This is a genomic window from Paenibacillus sp. FSL W7-1088, from assembly GCF_037969855.1.
Classification (GTDB): domain Bacteria; phylum Bacillota; class Bacilli; order Paenibacillales; family Paenibacillaceae; genus Paenibacillus.
Genome location: NZ_CP150216.1, coordinates 7,136,240 through 7,154,172, shown reverse-complemented (window position 1 = coordinate 7,154,172; position 17,933 = coordinate 7,136,240). Strand labels below are relative to the sequence as shown.

Annotated in this window: 18 protein-coding genes; 15 read left to right on the top strand and 3 right to left on the bottom strand. The window is 45.7% G+C overall.

The window, feature by feature from the left end:
• Positions 1–32 precede the first annotated feature (32 nt).
• Positions 33–653, top strand: a complete 621-nt coding sequence (locus MKY42_RS32160) for a hypothetical protein (RefSeq protein WP_339847680.1) — start codon at positions 33–35, stop codon at positions 651–653.
• A gap of 1 nt (position 654) precedes the next feature.
• Entirely contained in the window at positions 655–1,680 is a 1,026-nt protein-coding gene (locus MKY42_RS32155; protein WP_339847677.1) for a DUF262 domain-containing protein, read from the top strand.
• Positions 1,681–1,765: 85 nt separating this feature from the next.
• Here MKY42_RS32155 and MKY42_RS32150 read toward each other — a convergent pair whose 3' ends face one another.
• Complete coding sequence (locus tag MKY42_RS32150) at positions 1,766–2,101, bottom strand: helix-turn-helix transcriptional regulator (protein WP_339847674.1); 336 nt, start codon at positions 2,099–2,101, stop codon at positions 1,766–1,768.
• Between the two features lie 154 nt (positions 2,102–2,255).
• Here MKY42_RS32150 and MKY42_RS32145 point away from each other — a divergent pair, with 154 nt between their 5' ends.
• The 6 genes from MKY42_RS32145 to MKY42_RS32120 all read left to right on the top strand — a co-directional run bounded on the left by MKY42_RS32145 (position 2,256) and on the right by MKY42_RS32120 (position 6,299).
• Positions 2,256–3,059 (top strand): DNA-binding protein, encoded by an 804-nt coding sequence (locus tag MKY42_RS32145; protein ID WP_339847671.1) that lies wholly within the window; start codon positions 2,256–2,258, stop codon positions 3,057–3,059.
• A gap of 185 nt (positions 3,060–3,244) precedes the next feature.
• Positions 3,245–4,444 (top strand): WXG100 family type VII secretion target, encoded by a 1,200-nt coding sequence (locus tag MKY42_RS32140; protein WP_339847668.1) that lies wholly within the window; start codon positions 3,245–3,247, stop codon positions 4,442–4,444.
• Position 4,445: 1 nt separating this feature from the next.
• A complete protein-coding gene (locus MKY42_RS32135; RefSeq protein WP_339847665.1) occupies positions 4,446–4,853 on the top strand; it encodes a hypothetical protein in 408 nt (135 codons plus the stop codon).
• Positions 4,854–4,971: 118 nt separating this feature from the next.
• A complete protein-coding gene (locus MKY42_RS32130; protein WP_339847662.1) occupies positions 4,972–5,454 on the top strand; it encodes a hypothetical protein in 483 nt (160 codons plus the stop codon).
• Positions 5,455–5,485: 31 nt separating this feature from the next.
• Positions 5,486–5,815, top strand: a complete 330-nt coding sequence (locus MKY42_RS32125) for a hypothetical protein (protein ID WP_339847659.1) — start codon at positions 5,486–5,488, stop codon at positions 5,813–5,815.
• 79 nt (positions 5,816–5,894) lie between these two features.
• Positions 5,895–6,299 carry an Imm7 family immunity protein gene (locus MKY42_RS32120; protein WP_076329331.1) on the top strand — a complete coding sequence of 135 codons (405 nt, stop codon included), beginning with the start codon at positions 5,895–5,897 and terminating at the stop codon, positions 6,297–6,299.
• Between the two features lie 57 nt (positions 6,300–6,356).
• On the opposite strand, the gene MKY42_RS32115 is transcribed toward MKY42_RS32120, so the two are convergent.
• Positions 6,357–6,614, bottom strand: coding sequence for a hypothetical protein (locus MKY42_RS32115; protein ID WP_339847656.1), 258 nt, complete (start codon positions 6,612–6,614; stop codon positions 6,357–6,359).
• A gap of 541 nt (positions 6,615–7,155) precedes the next feature.
• Here MKY42_RS32115 and nikA point away from each other — a divergent pair.
• The 6 genes from nikA to MKY42_RS32085 all read left to right on the top strand — a co-directional run bounded on the left by nikA (position 7,156) and on the right by MKY42_RS32085 (position 14,006).
• Complete coding sequence (nikA, locus tag MKY42_RS32110; RefSeq protein WP_339847653.1) at positions 7,156–8,706, top strand: nickel ABC transporter substrate-binding protein; 1,551 nt, start codon at positions 7,156–7,158, stop codon at positions 8,704–8,706.
• Complete coding sequence (gene nikB, locus MKY42_RS32105; RefSeq protein WP_090902805.1) at positions 8,706–9,653, top strand: nickel ABC transporter permease; 948 nt, start codon at positions 8,706–8,708, stop codon at positions 9,651–9,653. The genes nikA and nikB overlap by 1 nt, the downstream gene beginning before the upstream one ends.
• Positions 9,650–10,504 (top strand): nickel transporter permease, encoded by an 855-nt coding sequence (gene nikC, locus MKY42_RS32100; RefSeq protein ID WP_110000419.1) that lies wholly within the window; start codon positions 9,650–9,652, stop codon positions 10,502–10,504. The genes nikB and nikC overlap by 4 nt, the downstream gene beginning before the upstream one ends.
• On the top strand, positions 10,501–11,301 hold the full coding sequence (locus tag MKY42_RS32095) for an ABC transporter ATP-binding protein (protein WP_339847649.1): 801 nt from the start codon (positions 10,501–10,503) through the stop codon (positions 11,299–11,301). The genes nikC and MKY42_RS32095 overlap by 4 nt, the downstream gene beginning before the upstream one ends.
• A complete protein-coding gene (locus tag MKY42_RS32090; protein ID WP_257031758.1) occupies positions 11,298–12,119 on the top strand; it encodes a dipeptide/oligopeptide/nickel ABC transporter ATP-binding protein in 822 nt (273 codons plus the stop codon). The genes MKY42_RS32095 and MKY42_RS32090 overlap by 4 nt, the downstream gene beginning before the upstream one ends.
• A 381-nt stretch (positions 12,120–12,500) precedes the next feature.
• Positions 12,501–14,006 (top strand): malate:quinone oxidoreductase, encoded by a 1,506-nt coding sequence (locus tag MKY42_RS32085; RefSeq protein WP_179262367.1) that lies wholly within the window; start codon positions 12,501–12,503, stop codon positions 14,004–14,006.
• Positions 14,007–14,092: 86 nt separating this feature from the next.
• Here the strand turns inward: MKY42_RS32085 and MKY42_RS32080 are convergent, their stop codons facing one another.
• A complete protein-coding gene (locus MKY42_RS32080; RefSeq protein WP_339847642.1) occupies positions 14,093–15,172 on the bottom strand; it encodes a hypothetical protein in 1,080 nt (359 codons plus the stop codon).
• Between the two features lie 418 nt (positions 15,173–15,590).
• Between MKY42_RS32080 and MKY42_RS32075 the strand changes: the two genes are divergently transcribed.
• Positions 15,591–17,690, top strand: a complete 2,100-nt coding sequence (locus MKY42_RS32075) for a TerD family protein (protein ID WP_339847639.1) — start codon at positions 15,591–15,593, stop codon at positions 17,688–17,690.
• Positions 17,691–17,933 lie beyond the last annotated feature (243 nt).

Genomic DNA, 17,933 nt, shown 5'->3' with positions numbered 1-17,933 from the left:
TGTACAATGGTTATAGTGGGGAGGAGTAGCAGTTGAATTTAGATCTATTTAAAAGAACTATTTTAAGTACAAAAAGTAATGAAGAAAGAAAACATTTTACAAGAAAATATTTCTTCCACGGTGTTCCATTTGTTTTTAAGGAAAGGGAAGATGATTATTTTGAGTTTAGAAGTAATATCGCAAGGCAGTATAATATAAATTTTGGGGAAGTATTTATCGTTGGGTCAGCAAAATTTGGATTTAGTTACATAAAAGGTACTGATTTCAGCTACGAGTCTGATATAGATGTAGTACTCGTAAATGAACAACTATTTGAATATTTTTATCAAAGAATTTCTGATTACCAATATTCAATGGATCGGTTTCATAAAACCATTGCACCAGATGAGAAGCAAAGATATAACAAATTTTTGAGATATTTAGTTAAAGGATGGATGAGACCAGATTTGTTACCACTTTCATTTCAAATTGAAGCTCTAAAGCAAGAGTGGTTTAGCTATTTCAACTCAATTTCTAACGGGAAATCCGAAGTTGGAAATTACGAAGTGAAAGCTGGATTATATAAAAATCACTATTACTTGGAAAAATATTATATTAATGGGATAGAAGGTTACTATAATAGTATGAAAATTTTGGGAGGAGAAGGAGAATAACATGGCAAAACAAATGCAAGCAACACCAAGTACAAAGAAAGTATCAGATATTTATTCCCGACTTTCAGGTCCAAGTCCTACGTTGATTCTACAACCGCCATTTCAAAGAAGATTTGTATGGAGTGACGAACATAAAGAAAAGTTAATTGATACAATTATGAATGGACTGCCAATACCAGAGGTATATATTGCTCAATCTGGAATAGATCTGGATAAACTTGAAACGCAAGAGGTAGTTGTAGATGGACAACAACGTTTGAGCACCATTTTGCAATATATTGATGAGCCTGAGGACTCAGTAGTTTTCGGAAATCTAGTGCCTAAATTTAAAACGCTATTGGATCAAGACAAACGTGATTTTTTGAATTACAATATTGTAATTAGGGATCTCGGTGATGTTGATGGTGCTACAATAATTGATATATTTAAAAGAATAAACTCAACTAGATATGGTTTGAATGATATTGAACTCCATAACGCGATTTATGATGGGAAATTTATTACAACTGCTAAAGAAATTTTAGAGAAAGTAAACACGGACAACCTTCCCTTCTTAACAGAGTCAATGATATCGAGGATGGAGGACTTGTACTTTATTCTTAGTTTATTGGCTACAGTAATGCATGGTGGATACTTTAGTCGAGATAGAGAGATCGAAAAATATATTATAGAATACAATGATAAATTTGAAGATAAAGAAACATATAAAAAGCGGTTTAATGAGATTTTCAGTTTTATAGAGGCATTAAGATTAAAATCGGAATCCATATGGTATCGTAAGTCTAATTACTTTACCTTATTTGTGGAAATATATAACAGAGAATTAGAAAAGCTTGACTTTAAGACAGTACACGACAAATTGATTTTCCTTGAAGATAATGTTCTGGAGAATCGAAATTTAGGAAGAGAAGAGAATGATTTTAGTAAATACTATGCCTATATGTACACAGGAACAACTAGCCGTCAAGCAAGGGTAGTGAGAGGGAATATACTTTCAAAATATGTTTTAAATGAAGCCCAAATATAGTTAAACATAAAACAACCCAAAGAGTATATTTGGGTTGTTTTATGTTTAAATTATTCTTTTTATTATGGAAAGTGGTAGGTGATTTTTAAAGCATACGAAATAGTTCACCATTAATTTTCTGGAGTGATTGAAGTTGTTCAGTGTTAAGTTTCGCACTTCCAATAATATACTCATCAATGGCTTTTTGCCTAACGCTATCTTGGTCTTCACCTGAAGCTAGCGTTAATTCATTAATGCCAACATCCAAGGCGATAAGAACTTTCTCTAACGTATCAATTGAAAAGTTTCTTTCGCCTCTTTCTAATGCTCCGATATATCTATAATCTAAACCAGCAATATCAGCCAGCTTTTGTTGCGTAAGTCCTTTAGTGTTTCGCATTGCTCTAATTCGTGTGCCTATTAATTGGCGTAACCCTGACATATGAATCACCTCATATTAAGCTTAGATAAGATGGGTCATAAAAGTCAGGTTAAAATATATAGCAATAATGGTACAATTTACGTATTTTAAGTAGTATAATAAAAGGGTATCATCACTTCACAGGAGTAATATTCTATCAAAGGAGGATCTCCTTTTGCGAAAATCTATCCTAAAATCACTCAAACCGGACATCATTGTTGAAATGTTGGAGATGGCTGTGGCTTTTGAAAGTTGGAACAAGGTGATGGAGAGGGCGGACATGTTATATCAATGTGTGCAGGCGATCCATGAAGAGCGGCAGGAGTATCGGTCAAAGGGAGTGCCTGCACCACATATACATACCGAGCGGCCTTTGGTCTACTATTACGGGTTCAGTCACCTAATGCGGGGTATGGCTCACCATATGATGGGACAGGTAGATCAGGCGCGAGCATGTATCGATCAATATGCAGATCTGGGATGGATGGGGGATCTGGATGAGGTAGGTATGCAGGTGGTACAGGAGTTCAGGCATAAGGCACAGGTGAATCGGTATGCTCTTGAGATTGAAGACGGGCAGGTGCAACTGCTGGAGGAGTTTGTGAACTTTTTGCTTGAGCATCCGGAGGAATGGCTGACAGGTCTGAAAGTGATTACGGAAGCAGCAGTGCGGTATAGGTGGAAGGTTGATCGGGTTTTACATATGTTTGGGGACCCGATACAGGGCGATGGTACAGAAATGAATTCTTCAAACAACGATGATATGTACCATTGCTGTTACCAGCGGGCTTTGTATGAACAGTGGATGGGAAGACCACAGGAGGCCGTGGAGTTCATTTTGCAGGCTATTCGGTTAGCGTATAAGCTTGAGATGGATCGGTATTTTATAAGGTGCACGGCATTGTTGGAAACATTGCGCGAAGAGGCGACAGCGGAGCAGATTGGACGGTATCGGGTGATGTTGGAGGAAATGAAGTAGGAAAGCTATTTGCTGAAACTGGTAGAATATGCCTTGAGGTGGGTATATGCATATAGGACCATAGCACCGATGAGGAGCACAGCTTGTGTTTTTACCATGGTGAAATCAGGATGTTAGCCGGATAGTTTACATATTACACTTCTGCTAACATAGTATAATCCTATTTTGAATGAGCGGAGAAACGTATGAGTACAATCAAAGTTACCCCTGAACAACTACATCATGTATCGAATCAGGTGGATCAAGCCAGACAACAGTTGGAGAGTATACGAAGTGATCTGACGAGACAGATCATGTTCGTTCAGATGATGTGGATGGGCGCGACGCAGGAGCGATTTTACTATGAGTTCGAGCAGTCACGACCTATACTGGATAAAGCGCTGGAGAGTATGGTGAACACATCCAAGGAATTGAAGGATATCGCCATGCGATTCCAGGATGCAGATGCCCAGAAGGGAAGTCTGGGTGGTGCGTTTGGAGCAGTCGGTGCCGCAGCTATGATGACCAAATCATCAGGTGATTCAAATTCGGGTGATAAGGGCTATCGGATGGCGCAAATCAATATGTTCGGTAAATTGGTCTGGATGCCTGTCAACGAGAATGGTGTTGCGGATCAGGCTGCTCTTCAGGCTTATCAGAGGGATCAGGGAAATCTGGACTTTAATCGCATGCAAGCTGTGAACGTTGAACCGCCTGGTGAAGATATTTTTGCGTTACAGATCAAGGCATTTGAGATGGGGATTCATCCTACGACAGGAGAGCCTGTATCAGATAAGTATGCTCAGATGATGGTGACCTCTCTGAAGTTTAGTCAGATATTCATGGCGATTCAGATGGTTCGTGGGAGTATACCGGGTGGTAAAGGGCCTTATCGATTGCCTGCTTCTAATCCTGCTGTGGCGAAGATTAAGCAGCATATTGAGGCTGCTAAGGCGAAGTCAGGTAAAAGCCTAGACGGGAGTTCTAATGGAAAGATTCAAGCTAATAAGAAATTTTCTGATATGAATGCAGATGAACAATTAGCTATTTCGAAAAGATATGCACAGACTGCTCCAATAGAGATTCCCGAAAGTGCAAACATGAAAGCTAAATCAATGAATGATGGCTATGAACAGATAACATACAAATGGAATGATGGGACATATAAGTATGAGGTTAGGTGGCACACTAGGACATCTGGTGCTCCTATTGATCAAGGAAACACCTGGGTAATTCAAAGGACAATTCCAGGTAGTGGAGGTAGTAAGCCACAGTCTTTTTACAAGATTGGAGAGAGCGAGTGGGTTGAGGGATACAAGTGGTATGATGCAATAGCTGCAAGAAAAACAGGTACTGCCACACCGGAACAAGTACGGATTTTAGATCTAGGACATTGGAAGGAGTAATATGATGAAAGAAGAAAAAGTTAATGACGTTTTTTATGTGGGGTACGAGGGGCAACCGGAAATATTAATTTTATTTGAGAACCCTACCCAAAAGAATGTTCTAAAGATGTGGAATGGATATTTTGATACATTATTGGATCTTATGTGCCAGTATGAGTCTACTGACAATGGTATTCTACAAGAATACTATGCCCATGAAGGTTGGTATGAGGAAAGTCCATGGGAAATACAGGACCTTGATTCAGCTATTCATTTATTTAAGTCCTTCAATGTGAGTAAAGTAACTGGTGAGCAAATAGAGAATGTTAAAAATATTGTTCCTACTCTCCCAGAAGTAGCACATCAGATATCAACATTTTTAGAACTAGGCAAAACGAACGGTTGCAGCGTGTATATTGAATACGACTGATTGAGATTAAAGAACATAGTTTAAAACGATAACGCAGTTGCCAGGGCTGCGTTATTTAGTCGTTACCTTGTACGTAACTCTAAATAGGTTTAATAGTTAATCAAGAGGAGAGAAACACATGGGGCAGCTACTAACCAGAGCTATTGAACGTTTATCGTCTATTTCATTTGAGGATACAGAAGATAGCTCACTAGAATCTTCTTCTCATGTTTTGATTAAAGAATACCTTAGACGCGTTAATCAATTATTAAATGAGATGGATGCTTCAATAGATCAATATCCCCTATTTAGTTTTGCTAAAATTCTTGGAAAAGCTATAGATGAAAAGGTATATCGGGCTTGTTCAAAACTGGACACGCTAGGAAAACCTTATGTGAAGGTAATTTGCTACGGTTATTTAGAAGTTTCCGAATTAGCAGATCAAGGAGTGGGTGAAGCAATTCAATACATCGACCTCTACGAACCGATGATAAAACTCTTTGAACAAGGCGAGAGTTTTACCATAAGACAAGGCGAAATGGTTGTAGGTGATTCAGCTTATCCTCTTAAGTATTGGAGACATTTAAATATTTCTGTACAAGATATTAGCGACATCGAATAGGATCATGTAGATCAATCTTGGGGGGATAGTAATGTCCGTAGGCCTATACAGATATAACGGGGATATAGAAGATCGGAACTGTGAACTTACACTCAGTGAGAATATTGCTACTCAGGAATTTTACGATGAGTACTGGGAGGCAGCAATACATGAATTAGGAATAGCCCTGATTCGGGATGGATCTAAAATATATTTTCACCAATTAGAAGCTGCTGAAGTTGAGTTAAAACGATTAAGGGAGTGGGCAAAGGAACATTTAAACGGGAGTGAGTTAGATTATATGACGAGTAGAATTGAAAATGTACAAGATATATTACCTAGCGCATTTATTAGTGCAAGTACAATCCTGTATATATTCTGAGGTTAGTAACGACTATAGAAGATAAATAGTTTTGAAGCACTGTCAACATAGTTTACGGATAAAGGAGCTGTAAAAGGTAATGTACGAATATCATGGATGGGCAACCATTAGAGAGTGTGCGTCGTTTGAAGAAAATGAGTATCAATATGGTTTAGTTATTCAACATCTTCGGGAATATGTAGAGGAGCTAAATTGGCCTACAGGTGTTTTGGACGTGAGAGCAGTTAATGGTGACTTTCAACTATGGATAGCGGGCCTAGATAATCACAAACCTGTATCAAAGTATGATCCCACCGAAGTGTTTAGAAAAGTAGGTGAAATAGCTCCAGGCTCCTATGGAATTCTTTATGTAAGAGATAGTGATGATACGGAAACCTTCAATCAGTTTAAGGTCTACACTTTAGTCCGAGGTAAAGTAATGGAGAATAATGATCCCTTTCTCTCCCCATTCATACCTAAACTAGAAGATGATTACGAAGGATAATTTCAAATCGAATTTTTCGGCAAGTAATCACTTTGAATACAGGCCACATGAACACTTTTATTCTATGGCATCATAAAGTTCCGACATTCGGTCAGCCAATTCCAACTGCGGCTGCATTCGCTGATGATTCATATCGGTAGGTGTCATATACAATACTTCTTTTCCCTGCTCAAACATTGTGACATGGTACAAAACCCCTGTTGAATCTTCTTGATCCGGGTCAAGTACGATTTCTAAATCACGTACCTTATCAATCCATTCCTGAATCAGCACTTGATCTCTAGTTGTTCTTTTAGTACCATCACTGCCACTCATCACTACAATAGAATCAACCTGTGTAATATCGCCTGGATAGAAGGTGTGTGTAATTCCTTCGATACTTTACTTACTCCGACTTGATCGGGCTTATTAGAACTTTGGCAGCCGCTAAGAATCAGGACCATAACTGTAGCAAGCAATAAGACGATAAGTGAATATCTTCTCATCATACTCCCCCTTTAGTCCTCAAACGCACTTGGTGTTTGAAATGTTCCGCATAAACTTCATCTGTTGTAACTTCTAAAAGAAAAATCGAAGGTTACTGATCACATCTGCTGGAAGACTACGAAACTGGATTGTAACTTTTCGAGAAACCCTGCATGGTTCTACATCTAAACAATCCCGGATCGCAAAGGAAATAAACCATAATCAAGCCCTCATATGTAACAAAAAACATGAAGAATCCGCTCTCATCCGAGAGTCGGATTTTTTCTCGTTCCAACACCAACATGACTCTTGTCAAAACGTAATCATTACGATATGATAATACTCATTGTTTAGATCATAATGATTACGATTAAGAGAGAGGGGCATTACCTTGAATAAAAAGACGCCACTGCTAGCGCTGGTCTCCTTGGCCTTAAGTGCTGGACTGTTGAGCGCCTGCGGATCATCTGAGTCCAGTCCCGCTGCGCAGCCATCCACCGGTAATAAAAATGTACACTTCCTATATAACTTCTCCACCAGTTCTCTAGATCCGCATGTGGATTCCAGCTATGTGCCGCTGCGCGCGGGCATTACGGAGACGTTGGTTCGTCTCGATGAAGAGAATCTGACGGTTGCACCATGGCTGGCTGAGAGCTGGGAGAGTGAGGATGGGCAGCACTGGACGATCGACCTGCGAGATGATGTGACCTTCCAGAACGGCAAGCCGATGACGGGCGAATCCGTTAAGGCATCCCTTGAGCGGGCACTGGAAGAGAATGTAGCGATCCAGAACGCGCTGAAGATCGATACAATTGAAGCCGAGGGAGACAAGCTGGAGATCACCACAACTCAGCCGTTCCCGGAGTTTGCTTCCGAACTGGTGAACCCCAACACGGCGATTATTGACGTGAGTGAGCCGGACATTGTGAACAAGCCTATTGGTACGGGCTCTTTCAAGCTGATTTCATTTACCCCAGGCAGCAAGCTGGAACTGGATCGTTATGACGAATACTGGGACGGCGCATCGCCACTGGATTCCATCACGTTCTCATTCAATGAAGATGCCAATGCCCGTACACTAGCGCTCAAATCTGGACAGGTTGATATCGTATACCGCCCAGAAGTCGAGAGCCTTGAGTCGCTCAAAGCGATGGACGGCATGACGGTTGAGTCCACGTCGACGTTCCGCGTGCATCAGCTGACGATGAACATGCAGCGGGAGAGTATGAAGGACCTCAATGTCCGTCGTGCGCTGGACGCACTGATTGATCGTCAGGGTATCGTGGACACGATCCTGCTCGGTTATGGCGAACCGGCCATCGGACCGTTCCTGCCGTCACTGCCTTTCGCACCAACCTATACGGATACAGCAACGGAATCCGGAGCTGATGTCGCTGCAAAATATCTCAACGAAGCAGGGTACACGCAGCAAAACGGCGTAATGACCAAGGACGGCAAACCATTGCAGCTGACGCTGCTGACCTATTCAGCTCGTGCCGATCTGCCACTGATCGCCCAAGTCTTCCAGTCTGATGCAAAGAAGATCGGTATCGACGTCCAGATTCGCCAGATTGACACACCGGAAGATTATATGGCGTCTAATCGCGACTGGGATATTGCAACGTACAGTAACTTGACGGCCCCGCGTGGCGATGCTGGATATTACCTGAATGCGACGTACCATCCGAAGGGTGCTCTTAACTTCAGTGGATCGGAAGATCCGGAGCTGACCAAGATCATCGACGAACTGAATCTCACAGTTGCACCGGAGAAGCGCGCAGAGCTTGCCGAGAAGGCAGCCAACTACGTGCATGACAACGTACTGAATTCATTCGTGCTGCATCCAGGTACGATCGTGGCCTACAACGGCAAGAAGATCAAGAACTGGGTTACCACCCGCAGTGAGTATTACATGATTACCAATAAGCTGGATGTGATGTAATGTTTCGCATTTTGCTTCGGAAGTTCCTTGAGGTATTTATTTTTCTGCTGTTCATTATGTTTGTAAGTTTCCTATTCATTCGTCTGGCTCCCGGTGACCCGGTGTTGACGATTCTGAACGTAGACGAACTGTCCGTTAGTCAGGAGCAGGTCGAAGCTGTACGCGAGGAGATGGGCTTCAACGATTCGCTTCCTGTCCAGTTCGGCAGCTGGTTGCTCGATTTTGTTCGGCTCGACTTTGGCGTATCGTATTCGACAGGTCAGCCCGTCATGCAGACCCTGATGCGTGCGCTGCCAGCTACGGCTGAACTGACGATTGGCGCGCTGCTGGTCATGCTCGTGATAGCGATCCCGCTCGGCTCGCTATCAGCGCTCCATCGCGGAAGTTGGATTGACCGGGGCAGCCGGATGCTCTCCATTGTGGGTGCGGCGGTGCCGAGCTTCTGGCTGGGGTTGATCCTGATCGACATGTTCGGCGTACGCTTCGGTAATCTGCCGACCATGGGCCGCGATGGATTCATCTCGCTTATTCTGCCATCTCTGACGCTGGGACTTGCCATCTCCAGCGTCTATGTGCGTCTTTTGCGCTCCAGCCTGCTAGATTCTCTAAGTCAGGAGTTTGTTCGGTCCGCCCGCGCAAGAGGGTTATCCGAAGGTCGGATCTTCATGCTACACGCGTTTCGCCACAGTCTGCCGCCTGTCATTACGGTATTCGGTGTCAGTCTTGGCAGCCTGATTGGCGGAGTTGTCGTGATTGAAGTGTTGTTCGCTTATCCGGGCATCGGCAAGCTCGTCGTGGACGCCATCCGCCAGCGTGATTATCCACTGATTCAGGGTTACATTCTCATCATGGCTATCGTGGTATTCCTCGTGAATACGGCGGTAGATCTGTCGTACCGTTATTTGAATCCCGAAATGAAACTGAAGGAAAAGGAGGCCCACCGATGAAATCCATGCCCCTGCCCATTCCAACTACAAAATCTAAAAAACATAGCTGGCAGGCGATTATTGGTTTGCTATTTGCCCTGCTGGTCATCGGGGCCTCCGTATATGCCTTTGTAGTTCTGAAACATGATCACACCTTAACCGATCTGCGCGGACGATTACAGGGCGCTAGTGCTCTCCATCCGTTCGGTACGGACCACCTGGGTCGCGATGTACTGACACGTCTGCTGCTCGGCGGCGGCCAAACGCTGGGTTATAGCCTGCTGGCACTTGGCGCTGCACTGTTAATCGGCATTCCATTTGGCTTGATCGCGGGTTACAAGCGTGGCTGGGTCGATAAGCTGTTCATGCGGATTGCCGATGCCTTTCTTGCTTTCCCTGATACCATCGTCGCCATTGTGCTCAGTGGTCTTCTCGGCGCGGGAATCGGCAATCTGGTGTTGGCGATCGTGATCGTGAAGTGGGTTAGTTATGCGCGTCTCGTTCGGAGTACGGTTTTATCGGAGTCCCAAAAGGATTATATTCGCATCGCCCGCACCAACGGACTATCGGACGGTCGTATCATGAGAAAACATCTGCTTCCGCATATCGCAGGCCATGTACTCGTGCTGGCCAGTCTAGATCTGGGCAAAATTATCCTACTCATCTCATCATTGTCCTACATTGGCCTTGGCGCACAGCCGCCAACACCTGAATGGGGTGCGATGCTGAACGACTCACGGCCTTACTTCCAGTCTCGGCCGGAGCTGATGATCTACCCGGGTCTCGCTATTGTCTCGGTAGTCCTACTTGCCAACATGCTGGGCGACTATCTGCGAGACCGGTTCGATGTGAAGAAGGAGGTGCAGCCGTGATTCTCTCCATTGAGGAACTGAGCATCTCCAGCCGGGATCGCACTATTGTAGATCGAGTCTCTCTGGCTGTTCGCGAAGGTGAATTCATGGCACTCGTTGGACAGAGCGGTAGCGGCAAAAGCTTGCTCTCGCAAGCCATTGGTCGTCTGCTACCGCCCAACCTGCATGCGTCGGGGCGAGTCATGTTCGAGGGCAGCAATCTGCTCGAACGGAAGCCAAAGGAGATGCGAGCCCTGCGGGGAAGCCGCATCTCATATATTTTTCAAGACTATCAGGGAGCGTTTACGCCATTTCGCAGCATTGGTGGACACTTTGATGAATATCAGAAGGTTCATGGGGAGAAGTCTTCTGCCATCCGCAAGAAACGGGCGGAGGAAGCACTGGAATCGGTTGGCCTTGGCGCTGAATTGCTGCGCCGCTATCCGTTCCAACTGAGTGGTGGGCAGCTTCAGCGGGCTTCGATTGCCACATCGCTGATGCTGTCTCCTCGTCTGCTAATTGCAGACGAGGCAACGACGGCGCTCGACAGTGTATCCGGGCATCGCGTGTTGGAGTTGCTGGCACGCAAGCAAGCGGAGACGGGCTGTGCCATTCTGTTTATCACGCATGACTGGCGGCATGTACGGCGCTATGCCAGCCGCTTGGCAGTCATGAAAGAAGGACAAATCGTCGAATCTGGCGGGAAGCATCGTATTCTCGACCATCCCCAGCATGAATATACGCGTCAGCTGATCGAGGCGGCTCCCGTCCTGAGCCGCTCGCTGAATTCGGGATTGAAGGAGGCAGGAACGGAATGAAGACAACCGCTAATGATGAACGCCGTGGACTCGTGCAGTCCGAAGAATCCGGTGTGCCCGTGCTCCATGTGGAACATCTCAGCCGAACGTATGCAGGTGCAGACCGACCGGCTGTGAATGATATTTCCTTCACCCTGAACCGCGGCGAATGTCTTGGTCTGGTTGGCGAGAGCGGCTGTGGCAAGAGTACGCTCGCCCGCTGCCTGCTGAGGATCGAAGATGCAGATACAGGCTCGATTACACTGGGCGGACAGGATATCGCGCGGCTGAGCGGCGGAAGGTTGCGACCTCATCGGCGGAAGGTTCAGATTGTATTCCAGAACCCGATGGCTGCTCTGAATCCGAAGCTCAAGATTGCCGACTCGCTAATCGATCCGTACGAACAACTTGGACGGAACGCCGAGCTGTCCCACTTTACCTACACGTCGAAGGATGCTTACGTCCAAAAGCTGCTTGAAGCTGTCGAGCTGCCAAGCGATTTGGCTGGAAGATATCCGCACGAGTTAAGTGGTGGACAGCGTCAGCGCGTCACGATCGCGCGTGCCATTGGGATTGAACCAGACGTTGTCGTGCTGGATGAACCGACAGCCAGCCTGGACGTTATCTCGCAAGGTGCAGTTTTGCAGTTGCTCACCGATCTGCGGACATCGCTTGGTCTGTCATACGTGTTCATCTCGCATGATCTGGCTGCGGTACATCGTATGAGCCAGCGCATCATCGTTATGCGGGAAGGTCGGATCGTTGACCGCTTTGGCGCAGATGCGTTGTTCGCTGAAGAACGCCATCCGTATACGAAGGAACTGATTTCGATCTTCTGAGTACTCCCGGAAACGCCGCCGTGGGTGGTAAGGGTCACTCTTAAATATAAAGCCGCCTTGCGAAGCGATTCCAAAGCGGCTTTTGGTGCATCCATTTGATCACTCAAGTTCAACTAGAACCGGGCTCCTTTCTTTTTAATGAACAAATTAATCTTTCAGCCCTATAACCGGGTTATCTATCTGACATAAACTAGCGTATACTGATGGAATAGCAAATATCTTCAAATTGCATATTTAAATTAACCCATATTATTGATACACTAGATCAAGGTTATATCATTCAGAGAAGGGGCGGGCCTATTCAAGAATGGGGCTTGCTGCAATGCCAAATCGATAACGCTTACATCCTTTTGGCAAATATAGGGTATAAGGACGGTAGACATGAGCCAGGGACAAACGAGTACAGATGTTATCTTGATTGGTGCCGGAATTATGAGTGCAACTTTGGGAACTTTGCTTAAACAATTGGCACCAGACTGGAATATTAAGGTTTTTGAGAAGCTCGCCAGTGCGGGGGAGGAAAGCTCCAACGAATGGAATAATGCCGGAACCGGGCATTCAGCATTGTGCGAACTTAACTATACCGTTGAACGACCAGACGGATCCGTAGATATTAGCAAAGCGATTAAGGTGAATGAGCATTTTCAAATCTCAAGGCAATTTTGGTCCTATCTCGTCAAAAGCAATCTGATTCGTAATCCGCGGGACTTCATTATGCCGCTCCCTCATTTAAGTTATGTGCATGGAGAGCAGAATGTCCAGTTTCTAAAAAGACGCTTTGAAGCGTTATCGAAACATCCGTTATTTGTTGGCATGGAATTCTCGGATGATAAGAAAAAACTGGCGGAATGGATTCCGCTGATGATGAAAAACCGCACGGGCAATGAACCGATTGCAGCCACCAAAATTGACTCCGGTACGGACGTTAACTTTGGTGCTTTAACGCGTATGCTAATGGAACACTTAAAGAGCCAAAACGTGGATATCCACTACCAACATAGCGTGAAAAATATGAAACGCACCAGCAATGGATCTTGGGAATTAACAGTGAAAGATCTGGGCAGTGGTGCAGTCAAACGCCATACGGCGAAATTCGTCTTTATCGGTGCAGGGGGCGGCAGCTTGCATTTGCTGCAAAAATCCGGCATTCCTGAAGGCAAACATATCGGCGGCTTCCCGGTTAGCGGCATCTTTATGGTGTGCAAAAATCCGAAAGTCGTGGAACAGCATCATGCCAAAGTATATGGAAAAGCTTCGGTCGGTGCTCCGCCAATGTCTGTTCCGCATTTGGACACCCGATTTATTGAAAATCAGAAGTCGCTGCTATTCGGACCGTTTGCCGGGTTCTCGCCAAAATTCTTGAAAACGGGCTCCAATGCCGATCTGATTACGTCCGTGAAGCTGCACAACTTGCTCACGATGCTCGCGGCAGGTGTCAAAGAAATCTCACTAACCAAATACCTGATCCAACAACTCATGTTATCCAAAGAACAACGCATGGCCGAATTGCGTGACTTTGTTCCGGATGCGAAGAGCGAGGATTGGGATATGGTGCTGGCAGGCCAGCGTGTGCAGGTGATTAAGGATACGGCTCAAGGCGGCAAAGGAACGCTTCAATTCGGCACGGAGGTAGTCACGGCGGCGGATGGCTCGATTGCGGCACTGCTCGGAGCTTCACCGGGGGCTTCAACTGCGGTTCACGTGATGCTGGAGATTCTCCAGAAGTGTTTCCCGCAGCATATGGATGCCTGGGAACCGAAGATCAAGGAAATGGTTCCTTCCTATGGCGAATCACTGGTTGACAATCTTAGTCTACTGAACCAGGTACATGCTTCAACCGCTCGGGTGCTTGGGCTGACGGCTGAGAAATCAGTCGTTCGGATGTAACGAGATATATGCAGCCTGCTCTATAGCAGGTGTGATAAAGAGCTAAGCCGGCTAAAACCCGCGCTTAGCTCTTTTTTTATTCCGAATTACAGATAAAACTTTCTCGATTCCTCGTTAAAGAACTCCATGACATCCGGATAATCTGTAATCTCAATAGCGCTCGTCCTCATAATCTTATGAGTAAAGATAGCATCCGTAAAGATTTTATTGATGACGATCCCGCACCATTCTGGCGTGTCTCTGAAATCATCCACCAATGCATGAATCTCATCAAAGTTAAAATACAGGATATATGAAACATAATTCTGAAGCAGCGTCGTGAAGCAATGATCCCGATAGGGGCTAGTGTGGGGTGTAGCGAGAAAGTTCCTCATGACATCAAACAGCAAAGTCTTATTTTTCGCGTACATATGCAGCATCTGATCCACGTTATTAATTAATTCGACTACAGCCTCTAATCCTTCTTCCATGGGCATGATTAGCTTGGGAGATTTACCCTCGATGGTTCGTATCAGCTCCAATGTAAGATGTTTGCAAGCCTGTATTTCATGTGGGGAGATGAGGATTTGCTCTCCATATTTATCTTGATTTTCAATGTAGTATTCGTGGAACGCCGAGAAGTAGTGCTCCAGCTTGATATTGGTTTTGGTATGTATAACGTCCTGCCCGCTAAACGAACAGGCGTAAAGGGTTTCCTCGTTAACCGGATGCGTATAAAGATAAAAAAAGAAGAAAAAGTCTCTCAGTTCACGCTTCTGTTCATCCTTTAAGCTGGACAGTCCATTCAGTTGGGCAAGCTGAAAGAAGCTATAGTTTTTCATAAAATCATTCATCGCGCTGTAGGAGTTATGCGTATGAATGGACATGGTGGTATTCAAGGTAAAGAGCAGATAATACAAAACGAGTTCGTCGTATACATCCAATTGGTTGAAAACTTCAGCGAGAACGGGCTTCCCCATTGGTTTGCTGCCATAGTATGGATCTTCTGGACGGAGCTCACTCATCCAGTTCGTAAAGGTTTCTTCAGAATGACCGGAAAGGAATAAGCCTGCGCTATCGTCTTCATATAAGCCATATTCAAAAGGCTCCGAATGGACAGGCGTTAGCCCTCTTTTCCACTTTATATTGAGATAATCGTTATATAGGGTTTGAAGTTTTGCCTTCATCTTCTTATCCATCCTTTAATCGTGTTTTAGATTCCTGAACGTCCGTTAGTTACAGATCTCTCTCTTCCATCTATTCGACGCATAGCTGAGCAATCCCCCTTAACGGTGGTGTTCAGCAACGAGCTAACAGGAACTTGTAAACACATAATTTATTTCGTGATTTAACCAGTCGTAATACTTTCGCCCTGTTGGGAGATCGTGGAATCTGAGATGATGGGTTCATCAAAGGTTCGGGTCACAAGCTTCGGACCTTTGGCCTTCAGGCTATGGCGATCCTTCCTTCTAACTCATTGGCGAAATTAGGGTCGCCGCTCTCCTGAAGATCTCAATTCAGAGAGGAGGCGTCCAGGCTATCATATTCCTTCCTTCTACATCAGACCAAGCATTTAGGGATATGGCTTTCCTGGACTCTTTTATCATGAACAATACCATCTATTTGCGCAGAGCGAACAAACTCATGATCGAGCAAGAACAAGGGGAGAATCAGCTGCCGAAGGTTTATTTGGCGACTGCCCTTAAAAATATAGAAACACTTGGATACACCTTCTCGGATGAGTTGATGCAAGCCGTGCGAATGTTATCCAAGGAACCATTTGAAGCATGGGTGGCCCAGGTTGTGGCTGATCTGAGAACCATGGTCGGCGCGCATGTGGACTACAAACCGATGTACCCTGGATTCCCGGCGCAGGTGATGGAGGAAGATGAGGTGGAGCTTTACCTGAATGCCATCCTTCATTATCTGACCTGGGTATATCCGAATCATGAATCCGTGGAAAGAGTACCTTTGCTGGATAAAATAAATCTAAAAGTCATTGGCCTTGGCAACAAAGCAGACTTTCAGACGCTCATGCGCCAACTGATTGAAGCCAAGGGCTCCATCTCGGAGACAGACAAAGCAGATATCGATACGGTGCTTGAACATGCGGAACCGGATGAAGTAGATGCGCTGCTGCCAGCCGAGATTCCTTTCAAGGAAAATGTGGGGTTCGTGGTAGCTTCGTTATTAACGTATGAAAAAGCCAATATCGACCGAATCGGCCCGTATTTCAGAACGGCAACGGATGTCCTTCGTCTTGCTGTGGCCTGGTCGGATGGCGATGTCAGCCTGGCTCTGGCTTCGCCTTTCCGTAAATTCAAGCGCCGTGAAAGACGCCTGTTGCTTGGTCTTCTGGAGCAATGCGGTTCGATTACGGAAGACATGCTCCGTTACAAGGAGCGCTGGCTTCGTCTGGGCGAAATTCTGCATCCATCTGAATATAAGCTGCGGTACCCGCGATGCGAGGAAGCTTTTGATATTTTGCGTAATAACAAGCCGTTTACGACCTTTAACGGAAGTGTGGAGCTTGCCTTCCAATACCAGAATGTGTGGAGTTTGATTGAGCTGTTGAAGCAGCGCCCTGGTGAATTTGCGAGAAGATTGGATCAATTGTTGCGCTCTACCACGGATAAGGAGTATGTATTGCTGGCGTTCGAAGAAATTGTGGAGCACGTATCGACCCCGGTTCTGTTGCAGGTGAAGCAGCATTTTGCCCGGCGTAATGAGCCGCAGGATCTGCGTGTATTTTTCCCGAAAGGCAATGTAGCGAAAGCTTTCGCCATTCCGAATCAGCTTCCCGAGATGGACGATGACACTTGTCGTGCCGTCGTGCAGATGTGTGAACAGGCGCTGGTGCAGCGTTTCGCCGCCCTTCCTTCGCTTGGGAAAACGTATGTCGATCCAGAGCTCCATGATTATTTGGTTCCCTTTTCCCAAAGATCGGCGAGCAAGGCCCTTCATACGATTGTTCGGGGAAGCCGTGTACCGATGGCCGAGGGAGATACGATTCGTTTCTTCAACTGGTGGAAGGAAGGGACTGTGAACGGTCAAGCAACGGGGCGTGTAGATATTGATCTGTCTGCGGTGATGTACGATGAGAACTGGAACTATGTGGAGCATATCTCCTATACGAATCTGCGTTCGTCCAAATACCGGGCCGCTCACAGCGGAGATATTGTGACAGCCCCTCATGGTGCGAGCGAGTTCATTGACCTGCATATTCCGTCGATTGTTGATTATGGCGGACGTTATGTGGCGGCGAGTCTGCTTTCCTTCACGAGTCATCCATATTGCGATTTGCCGGAATGCTTTGTAGGCTGGATGATGCGGAAGAAGCCGGGTTCTGGCGAGATCTTCGAGCCGTCCACGGTGGCGAACAAGATTGATATCACGGCAGATACACAGATCGCGATTCCCGTCATTATGGATCTAGTAGATCGTACAGTCATCTGGACCGATTTGGCGCTGACTAGGCACCCGGATTATTACAATAATGTCGAAGGAAATCAAAAAGGGATGGTCCTGATGGGCAAAGCCCTGACCACGCTACGCAAACCGGATCTATACGACTTGTTCATGTTGCACGCCAAGGCTCGGGGTGAACTGGTGGATACGAAGGAGCAGGCCGATACCATCTATGCGGTCGATGAAGGCGTGACCCCGTATGATATCGAGCAGATTATGGCGGAGTATTTGGCTTGAGTCCATCACATGTGAATATGGAGGCCGAGACAGAAGGGGCTTTCTCCAAAGGAATTCCGCCTCTATCGAAGCGCTAACGAACCTACCGCCCCTTAAAAGGCGGATCATCAACGCTTGCAAGATTTAACGAACCTCAGTGGAGCTATTTCGTCATAAAACGTGGTTAAAACCTAAAAAATCGACCGAATCGACGAAATAACGACTCTGTGATTCGTTAGCTCTCAGATCTGGGCAAATGGGAGC

What these genes read in the sequence shown, in the direction of transcription:
- MKY42_RS32075 (WP_339847639.1), top strand. Translation starts at nt 15,591, where the DNA reads ATGAACAATACCATCTATTTGCGCAGAGCGAACAAACTCATGATCGAG.
- MKY42_RS32150 (WP_339847674.1), bottom strand. Translation starts at nt 2,101, where the DNA reads ATGTCAGGGTTACGCCAATTAATAGGCACACGAATTAGAGCAATGCGA.
- nikB (WP_090902805.1), top strand. Translation starts at nt 8,706, where the DNA reads ATGTTTCGCATTTTGCTTCGGAAGTTCCTTGAGGTATTTATTTTTCTG.
- MKY42_RS32130 (WP_339847662.1), top strand. Translation starts at nt 4,972, where the DNA reads ATGGGGCAGCTACTAACCAGAGCTATTGAACGTTTATCGTCTATTTCA.
- MKY42_RS32135 (WP_339847665.1), top strand. Translation starts at nt 4,446, where the DNA reads ATGATGAAAGAAGAAAAAGTTAATGACGTTTTTTATGTGGGGTACGAG.
- MKY42_RS32155 (WP_339847677.1), top strand. Translation starts at nt 655, where the DNA reads ATGGCAAAACAAATGCAAGCAACACCAAGTACAAAGAAAGTATCAGAT.
- MKY42_RS32125 (WP_339847659.1), top strand. Translation starts at nt 5,486, where the DNA reads ATGTCCGTAGGCCTATACAGATATAACGGGGATATAGAAGATCGGAAC.
- nikC (WP_110000419.1), top strand. Translation starts at nt 9,650, where the DNA reads ATGAAATCCATGCCCCTGCCCATTCCAACTACAAAATCTAAAAAACAT.
- MKY42_RS32115 (WP_339847656.1), bottom strand. Translation starts at nt 6,614, where the DNA reads ATGAGTGGCAGTGATGGTACTAAAAGAACAACTAGAGATCAAGTGCTG.
- MKY42_RS32120 (WP_076329331.1), top strand. Translation starts at nt 5,895, where the DNA reads ATGTACGAATATCATGGATGGGCAACCATTAGAGAGTGTGCGTCGTTT.
- MKY42_RS32085 (WP_179262367.1), top strand. Translation starts at nt 12,501, where the DNA reads ATGAGCCAGGGACAAACGAGTACAGATGTTATCTTGATTGGTGCCGGA.
- MKY42_RS32090 (WP_257031758.1), top strand. Translation starts at nt 11,298, where the DNA reads ATGAAGACAACCGCTAATGATGAACGCCGTGGACTCGTGCAGTCCGAA.
- MKY42_RS32140 (WP_339847668.1), top strand. Translation starts at nt 3,245, where the DNA reads ATGAGTACAATCAAAGTTACCCCTGAACAACTACATCATGTATCGAAT.
- MKY42_RS32080 (WP_339847642.1), bottom strand. Translation starts at nt 15,172, where the DNA reads ATGAAGGCAAAACTTCAAACCCTATATAACGATTATCTCAATATAAAG.